A 7,754-nucleotide genomic window follows, 5' to 3' on the forward strand; every position below is an offset into this window, starting at 1 on the left:
GCTTCGCCAGATGCGCGCCGTCGAAGGCACGGCAAAACCTTAGCGTATATCTGGGTCCGTTCTGTGTACCGACCCCAGATTGTCCGGCTGTCCGGGGTATCGCGATCGAGGTCGAGGCAGGGAATGCCCCGCAGCTCCAACACCGTCCGGTGCAGCACGACATTGAACCGCTGGCGGATCATCGCCGGGTCGGCCGCCCGGAGCTGCAAGGGGGTCGTGATCCCAAGATCGGCGAGCTTCGGCACCAGTCGACTGCCGATGCCCCACACGTCTCCAAGATCGAGCTGCCCGAGCGCGGCCGTCTGCGCCGCCTCGGTGTCGAGCAGGCACACCCCGCCATGCCTAGGATCTCTCTTGGCGATCCGGTTGCCGATCTTGGCGAGGGTCTTGGTCGGCCCGATGCCGACACACACGGGAATGCCGAGGCGGCCCACCGCGAGCCGCAGGGCTCGCGCGTGGGCCTCCGGGTCAGGGAAGCCCACGAGGCCAAGGAAAGCCTCATCGATGCTGTAGACTTCCAGATCGGGCGTGAAACCGGAGAGTACGCGCATCACGCGGGAAGAGATGTCACCATACAATGTATAATTGGAGGAGAACACGACTACGCCCCATCGCGCAAACTCTTGTTTGCGCAAATGGTAGGCGTCGCCCATTTTGATCCCGAGTGCTTTGGCCTCCTCGCTGCGCGCGATGCAACAACCATCATTGTTCGACAGCACCACGACTGGCCTGCCATTGAGCTTCGGCTGAAACAACCTTTCGCAGCTCGCATAAAAATTGTTGCAGTCCACCAGGGCGATGAGACTGTTCATAGTCGGGCCAGCGCTAAAAAACGCGGGAGCTGCCGGTCACGACGCCCCACACCTGGAAGTCGGCGGCCTCGGGCACTTCGATGTCAGGGAAAGCGGGGTTCTCGGCCTGGAGGACAACTCGGCCGCCCCGGTGCAGGTAGGTTTTGAGGGTGAATTCCCCGTTCAAGCACGCGACAACGATGCAGCCGGATTTCGGCTCGCGCGCCTTGTCCACCACAGCGATATCGCCAGGAAACAGGCCCCTTCCGATCATGCTCTCGCCGGCGACCCTGACCAAAAACACGGATGGCGCACCGATCCCGTGCAGCTCGTTGAGGTCCAGAGGGCTCTCAAGGCTGTCTTCTGCGGGGGACGGGAAGCCACAGGCGACGGCTTCCGTCACCAGGGGAGCGGTGGCGTTCGAACGAGCCTCGCCCCGGAGGAATGCACCGATCCCGCTGCCTGAGCCCCCCCTGGCCTCGGCGACGCGCCTCGCAGCGGCAGCAAGGTCGACCGGCAACCGCACGACAGTCGTGGGTTCAGCATGGCGCAAGCCGGGCTTACGCCCGGCTCCGGGTCGGCGTCCGCCGTGATTGTTGGTGGCGGTCATGGCCGAGTCCCGCTTGATTGAGTGTTACAAACAATCAAGCGCCGAGTCGGACTCGCCGTCCAGGCGGTTCCTGTGTCAACCCTCATCGATCATGTATGAGTGTGTTTTATGGGGATAACTCTCCCTAACCGCAGGGAAGGTCATGGCTTATCGGAGGACGTTAAGCGCCTTGGGGTACAGCCCCTCTTTCTGAAATCTAGCAAGCATCTGATCTGCTTGGACATGACCAGCCGCGATTATCTGCGGGTCATCGAAGCCGTGACGGCTCATCAATGAGAGTTGCCGCACTGCCCAATCCATTGGAGTTCCTTCCCATAGGATTAGCATCTGCTGACCGACCAAGATTTCTAGAAATAAAACAAGCTTGATCATAATGATAAGAGCATTTTCATCCTTCCAGTAGACAAATTCACCTTTTGCAACACGCTCCAAACGGCGCAAAAGCGCGTTCCGCTTCTTCGGCGTTAGGTCGGCGAATGGTTCGAGGCTCACATCATGCAACTTCTTGCGGAGTTTGGAAATGTCAGCCTCGGCACGCTCCGCTAAGCTTGGATCATTGGGCGCAAAAACCCCTGGCACAGAACTGATTCCAAACATAAGATAGGCAGGGATCGCGAGTTCGATCCTTTGACGGTCGGACAGGATTTCTGTCATTTTAGAATCAATCAAATAAAAATACAGCAGAACAATTATTAAGTTCCTCAACATTATTTGTAAGCAATGAAGATATAGATTTGTCCGAGATTGTCTGCGCAAAATCAGATCCTATGGCCATTGGATAGTATCTATGACCGTTAATAGCGTGCGGGTCACGTCCGTGAGTGAATTGTCCAGCACAGCTCTTAAATTGCGGATCCATCTCAGAAAGTGTTGTGAAAAATGTTAAATCTATGATTTCGCAGGTTTGCAATGTAATCCAAGCATGAAGATTGAACCCCCGACGATTTTCGAAATCATCTCTTTGAATACCTTTTGCTATCCATCTTTTCAAATCATTCCAACTTGGGCCATAAACGATTTCTTCTCTATTCCAGATTTGACCAATAGTTACCCAAGCTCCACAACCTAATTTTTTTGCAACCCGCGGAGCATAGAAATGAGACCATTTGAGACACTGCCTGGCAGCCCCGTCAAACGATGCTAGTTTAGAGTCACGCAGCGAATCTTCTATGTCTGTGCTATCCGCAGTTATAAATGTTTTATCGATCCAATTAACCGCATCAATATCGAAACTGCATGATCTAGTAAAATAAATTGCCTGCTTAAATGCGGCTTTATATTCAGGAATTTCATTATACGATTTTGGCATTAAATACTTTGTTTGTTTCAATGCATGTAGATACTGAACCCTTCTCCTAATCTTGCTCATGAATCTCATTTTCATTGGCTCCACTGACCGTCCATATATATTTAAACTGCCACCATGAAAGGTTGGCTATCTGGGATATTATCAGGGAAGGTCTGTGAACAGATCCAGTTGTTTTGGCCTGCATTGGAGCCGCGACGACCGTTTTTGACGCGGTTGAGACGGTTGCCGGCTGGGAGTTGGGACAGCGACAGGGTTGGGTGTGGGCAGCCCGCTGGGCAGCGGTACATTCGCCTTGCCATGCAAAACTGCCCCTACAAAATTGCCTTTTACGGACAGAAACACGGTGCAGGTGTGGGTTGGGGATTTGAGATAATGCCGCGTTAGCGGCTCCCCGGTTGGAAGGGCGTGAAGCGCCCGCAGCAAGCAAGACAGGCCAGCGGCTTCAACACCGAGGATTGGAAACTCGAACGCCTGTCCGGTCCATATATGCCGCGCCGCTCCGGCGGTCGTCATGGGAAATCCGTTCGGCGCGAACGCCGTCGCACCATCGAGCAGGAAAGCCGCGATCCGCTCACGGTCGGGTCCCGTCACCAGGGCGGCAAGTCGGGCCTGATCGATCCCCTGTGTCATAGCTGGACACTAGCCCTGCGAGCGACAGACGGCGACAGCGTATTTCGGATTCCAATCTGGGAGAGCTGGGTGAGGCGCGCGCGGTTGAGGGCCTGCAGAACGGGGCCGAGGGAGTAGGTGCCGGCGCGCTTACGCTCCGTGAGAGTGCGCAGATAGCCGCCAGGGCTGATGATCTGCTCGTGTCGCTCCAGAATGGCCGCAATGGTGACGGCGGCGGCATCGTCGCCCATGGCCTCGCGCGCTGCCTTCCAGGCGCTCGGGCTGATGCCAAGCATGGATCGTGCCTTCTCGGCTGCGTCGGTTAGCTCGCGCCAGGATCGGATTCCACCAAGCACAAGCTCCTGAATCTGCGGGCAGGCGTCGAGCACCGTCGCAAGCGGATAGGTCGAGCGAATCTCAACACCCGCCCTCGCTGGTTCTGGCGCGGCCGATTCCTTCTGCACCTTTTCGAAGGCCGGTTCAGAAACAGAACCATCCCCATTTGAATTCTGTATGTGGCGCTCATTCTGAGCGGCACTGCCGCTTATTTTTTTGGATTCTTGGCAGGACGCGAGGGCTTCACTCACAGCCAGGGCAAGGCCCTCAAGCTCGTCTCCCAAGGCCGCGATCTGGGCTGGTGTCGGCCGGCGTGGGCAGGCGGCCACTGCGGCGCTGTAGCGGGCACGGAAAGCCTCGGCCTCCCCCCCGAAGCGGTTGGCATCCGCCTCACGGTCGATCGCATCGAGGAGCTTGGCGCAGTCGCGCCGGAGGAGGGTCGCCTTCTCCCGTGCGAGCTTCTGGGCCAGGATCTCGGCGCGAGCGGCCTCGGCCAAGCCGCCGAACTCGTCGGCACGGACCGCGAGCGGCGCGAGGTCGAACCCATAGGCGTGGGTGAGCTGCCCCCCTTCACCGCGCCGCGCGAAGCGTTTCCCGTTGGGGCTGTCGCGCCGGATCACAAGCCCGGCCTCGATCAGCGCGGCCAGATGCCGGCGCAGGGAGGCATCCGACAAGCCATTCGCCCTTGCGCTCAAGCTCCGGTTCGACGGCCACACGACAAGATCGGTCTCCGCCTCCGGAGCCAGGACGGTTTCGGGGAGGAAGCTCACCAGCGCTTCGAGCACGGCAAGCGCCTGAGCCGACACCCCGAGTTGCGCGCGCGCGGCGGTGATGTCGCGGACCACCGCCCATTTGTGGGCCACCCGCCCCCCGGCCGGCGCCTCGTGCGCTGCGATCTGGGCCGCGATCTGGGCAGCCGTGAGCCCCCGCCCCCCGAAGGGCGCAGTGAGTCGCCTTCCGGCCGCCCCTCGGCGGCCGACTGTATCGTGCATTGACCCGATCCCTTTCGGTCGGGCCGCGACGGTCGTTCTGATCCGCCCTCAAGAGGGCGGGTCACCTACAAGCAACGCTTCGCCGTTGCGAGAAACTGCGTTTCTCACTTGACCCCGAGGGGCATTCTGTGGCTTGTGAGGAGTGCATAGTTTTCCTCGACAAGCGTGCTTCTTGCACCGGCTCGGCCCCTTCTCTGCCAGGAGAGGGGGCCGTTGTCGTTTGAAGGGGTCGGACTGCTGCGGCGGTCGGTTGATCTCCTAACGGTCTCGGGACTCGCACACACGAGTTCGAGCGTTACAGTGCATGTCGGCCGAGCCCGGCTCCGGAGTCAATCTCGGAATCCGCGCCATCGTCCATACTTTTTAGCGTCGCGACCCTTGCTAAGCCAAGCTTGCGATAGTGCTCCGCGTAATCGTCCAGATGGTCCGCGCCCTCGGACAACCCTGGCGGCGGTCGGATCTCGACGGAAAGTCGTGGATGGGCGGCGCGTGTAGCCTCGGCTGCGCGCAAGCCGGGCGCGTCGGGATCGGCGAAGATCACGAGACGGCGCACGACGGGCGGAAGCCGTACCAGGGCCATGCGCTCTGCGCCGAGACAGCACCAGGTCGGAAGACCGTGCAGCATCATGGCGGCATGGCCGTTCTCGTACCCCTCGGCCATCCCAAGGATCTCGGCCGGCGCGGCAAGCCGCAGGGCGGCGCCGCGAGCCGGGCCGATGATCCGGCGCGGACGCTTCACGCCCGCCTTCTCCGGCCGAGAGGGGAGCAGGAAGGTGAGCTGCACGGCGACAAGCTGGCGCTCGACGTCCTGCATTCCAGCCACGAGGGCAGGCATCAGGCGGCGGCTCGAGTACGGCGCATCCGGCAGGAACCGCAACGACGGGGGCGGGGGCGGCAGACCCCGCGCTGCGACGTAGCGGGCGGCAAGCGTGCCATCGACGGGAAGGGCCTCACGCCACAGGGCCGCCGCGTCCGCCGTCGTGGTCTTGGGCGGCGGGGGCTCCCTTCGCGGCGGCGCGGCCTCCTCGGTCAGGTTGCGGCTGCGCAGGGCCGCGGCGATGTCCTGCCAGGAACACCCGGCAAAGCAGGTCAGCACAAGGCGGCGCTCGCCGTCTGAGACGAACAGCGACGGGTTGCGGTCGCCCCGGCCCTGCCCATGCGAGGGGACAGGACAGCGGCAGAGGTATCCCCGTGCCGTGCGGAAGCCGCCAAGCGCGCGAAAGACGGTTTCAGCGGCGAGATCAGGGGGACGCTGCTGCCTCATCCGTGCGGAGACTCTGTCTTTTGAATTCACGCCGGCTGCCAACCGGCATCTCCCGGCCGGGACTTGCGGACGCTGACGGGGTCCGGTGAGAGGATGGTCAAAATCGTACGCTAAGCCCGGCTATCGTCCCGATTGGGATCGAATTCTGGGAAAACGTCAGGCCGGCAGCCTCAGGGCTCGCCGTCGCTCGATACGTGCCGCTACCAGCAGTTCGCGGACGGTCGGATCGGCAAGCTGTTCTAATTGCATCAGCGGCAGATGGCGCATAGCCTTGCCTGTACCTTGGAGAAGGCGGGTTAAATCGCCTAGATTTGCACCTTGGTAGAATGCGAGATTTACATGATCCTTATAGGGTAGCGCACAAGCATAAGCCTCGCTCATCTTCTTCGGCCCCCAACCCCAGCTCACCGCCCGATCACCCGGCCGTGCAACCTCCACAAGGCCGGGATGCAGTTCTAGGGCCAGCGCCCTCAACGCGCGAAGAAGCACACCATGCTGGGGCTCTAGGTGTATGGTCCCGGGATGAGGTGTGACGGGTCGATCCTGAAGCGATTGGGCTCTTTCGTCCAGGCGTTCAGGATGAACTCGGTGGGTGTCAGGCCCCGCAGGGTCTTGAGCCGACGAGCGTGATTGTAGGCATCGACGAACAGGTGCAGATGCGTTCGAAGCTGGTCGTGGCTATCGTAGTGGTAGCGTTTGACCGTCGCGTCCTTGATCGTGCGGTTCATCCGCTCGACTTGGCCGTTATCCGGCATGATGGCCCTCGGTGCCCTCGCGTTCCGCTGATCTTCGGATCGGCGCTATGGTGAGCCCATCCGGGACACGGGGCACCGGGAGCACGTGAGTGCGGGCAGGCCGACCCTTAGACGATGGGCTGCGAGCCCGAGCCGTTATCTGGCCGCCCCTGCGGCTCGCCCGGATGCGCTGCGAGCGCGGATCCGTAGTTGCCGTGTTGCCCGCCAGCTCCCGTAATCGAGACGAGGAGACAGGCTCATGCGGGTTGTGGGATTGGACATCCACCGCGTTTTCGCCGAGGCGGTGATGCTGGAGAACGGCGCGGTCCGGCGTCTTGGTCGGATCGGCATGACGCGCGATCACCTGACGGCGTTCGCCAAGACGCTGACGCACGACGACCATGTCGTCGTGGAGGCGACCGGCAACGCCAGCGCGGTCGCGGAGGTGATCCGGCCGCATGTCGGTCGGGTGGTGATCGCCAACCCGCGCCAGGTGCGGCTGATCGCCGAGGCGCGGATCAAGACCGACGTCATCGACGCGACCGTGCTGGCGCGGCTCTATGCCAGTGGCTTTCTGCCAGAGGTCTGGATCCCGGACGAGGCAACGCTTGCGCTCCGGCGCCAGGTCACACGCCGCACCCAGATCGTCCGGCAGCGGACGCGGCTGAAGACGATGGTGCAGTCGATCCTGCATGCGCATCTCGTGCCGCCCTGTCCCCACGCCGATCTGTTCGGGCCGCGGGGACGGACCTGGCTGCTGGCACAGCCGCTGCCCGGCGACGAGAGCGATGCCGTCGCCCGGCACCTGCGTGAGTACGACCGGCTGAGTGAGGACTTGAAGGTCGTCGAGCGTGAACTGGCGCGCGAGGCCCGCGCCGACGCGAACGTCACGCGGCTGATGACGATCCCAGGCATCGACCTGGTGGTCGCCGTCGGGCTGATCGCCGCCATCGGACCCGTGGCGCGGTTCGCCGGCCCGGATCGGCTTGTGGCCTATCTTGGGCTGAACCCGAGCGTGCATCAGTCCGGATCCGGCAAGCCACGGCATGGACGCATCACGAGCTATGCGGGAGATTGGGTGACGACGGTGAGTTGAAGGCGGCGTATCG

General features: G+C 61.7%; 7 protein-coding genes and 2 pseudogenes. 1 reads left to right on the forward strand and 8 read right to left on the reverse strand.

The window, feature by feature from the left end; translation table 11 throughout:
- The 8 genes and pseudogenes from K2Y56_RS22475 to K2Y56_RS22510 all read right to left on the reverse strand — a co-directional run.
- A partial coding sequence (locus K2Y56_RS22475; RefSeq protein WP_292513061.1) for a Y-family DNA polymerase occupies positions 1–812 on the reverse strand: 812 nt, incomplete at its 3' end.
- 13 nt (positions 813–825) lie between these two features.
- Positions 826–1,401 (reverse strand): LexA family transcriptional regulator, encoded by a 576-nt coding sequence (locus tag K2Y56_RS22480; RefSeq protein WP_292513066.1) that lies wholly within the window; start codon positions 1,399–1,401, stop codon positions 826–828.
- Positions 1,402–1,548: 147 nt separating this feature from the next.
- On the reverse strand, positions 1,549–2,055 hold the full coding sequence (locus K2Y56_RS22485) for a hypothetical protein (RefSeq protein ID WP_292513069.1): 507 nt from the start codon (positions 2,053–2,055) through the stop codon (positions 1,549–1,551).
- 7 nt (positions 2,056–2,062) lie between these two features.
- Positions 2,063–2,770 (reverse strand): hypothetical protein, encoded by a 708-nt coding sequence (locus K2Y56_RS22490; protein ID WP_292513073.1) that lies wholly within the window; start codon positions 2,768–2,770, stop codon positions 2,063–2,065.
- A 566-nt stretch (positions 2,771–3,336) separates the two neighbouring features.
- Positions 3,337–4,647 (reverse strand): plasmid replication protein RepC, encoded by a 1,311-nt coding sequence (repC, locus tag K2Y56_RS22495; protein ID WP_292513076.1) that lies wholly within the window; start codon positions 4,645–4,647, stop codon positions 3,337–3,339.
- A 295-nt stretch (positions 4,648–4,942) separates the two neighbouring features.
- Complete coding sequence (locus K2Y56_RS22500; protein ID WP_292513081.1) at positions 4,943–5,911, reverse strand: toprim domain-containing protein; 969 nt, start codon at positions 5,909–5,911, stop codon at positions 4,943–4,945.
- Positions 5,912–6,067: 156 nt separating this feature from the next.
- On the reverse strand, positions 6,068–6,292 hold the full coding sequence (locus K2Y56_RS22505; RefSeq protein ID WP_366849337.1) for a hypothetical protein: 225 nt from the start codon (positions 6,290–6,292) through the stop codon (positions 6,068–6,070).
- Positions 6,293–6,414: 122 nt separating this feature from the next.
- Positions 6,415–6,657: pseudogene (locus tag K2Y56_RS22510) on the reverse strand (integrase core domain-containing protein); the annotation flags it as partial.
- 247 nt (positions 6,658–6,904) lie between these two features.
- Between K2Y56_RS22510 and K2Y56_RS22515 the strand changes: the two are divergent.
- Positions 6,905–7,705, forward strand: a pseudogene (locus tag K2Y56_RS22515) (IS110-like element ISMch4 family transposase); the annotation flags it as partial.
- Positions 7,706–7,754 lie beyond the last annotated feature (49 nt).

The sequence above is a fragment of the Methylobacterium sp. genome, assembly GCF_019745455.1.
Classification (GTDB): domain Bacteria; phylum Pseudomonadota; class Alphaproteobacteria; order Rhizobiales; family Beijerinckiaceae; genus Methylobacterium.

Bases quoted from the DNA above. Each gene is read 5' to 3' on its own strand.
- K2Y56_RS22480 (WP_292513066.1), bottom strand. From the start codon at position 1,401: ATGACCGCCACCAACAATCACGGCGGACGCCGACCCGGAGCCGGGCGT.
- K2Y56_RS22485 (WP_292513069.1), bottom strand. From the start codon at position 2,055: ATGACAGAAATCCTGTCCGACCGTCAAAGGATCGAACTCGCGATCCCT.
- K2Y56_RS22490 (WP_292513073.1), bottom strand. From the start codon at position 2,770: ATGAGCAAGATTAGGAGAAGGGTTCAGTATCTACATGCATTGAAACAA.
- repC (WP_292513076.1), bottom strand. From the start codon at position 4,647: ATGCACGATACAGTCGGCCGCCGAGGGGCGGCCGGAAGGCGACTCACT.
- K2Y56_RS22500 (WP_292513081.1), bottom strand. From the start codon at position 5,911: ATGAGGCAGCAGCGTCCCCCTGATCTCGCCGCTGAAACCGTCTTTCGC.
- K2Y56_RS22505 (WP_366849337.1), bottom strand. From the start codon at position 6,292: ATGAGCGAGGCTTATGCTTGTGCGCTACCCTATAAGGATCATGTAAAT.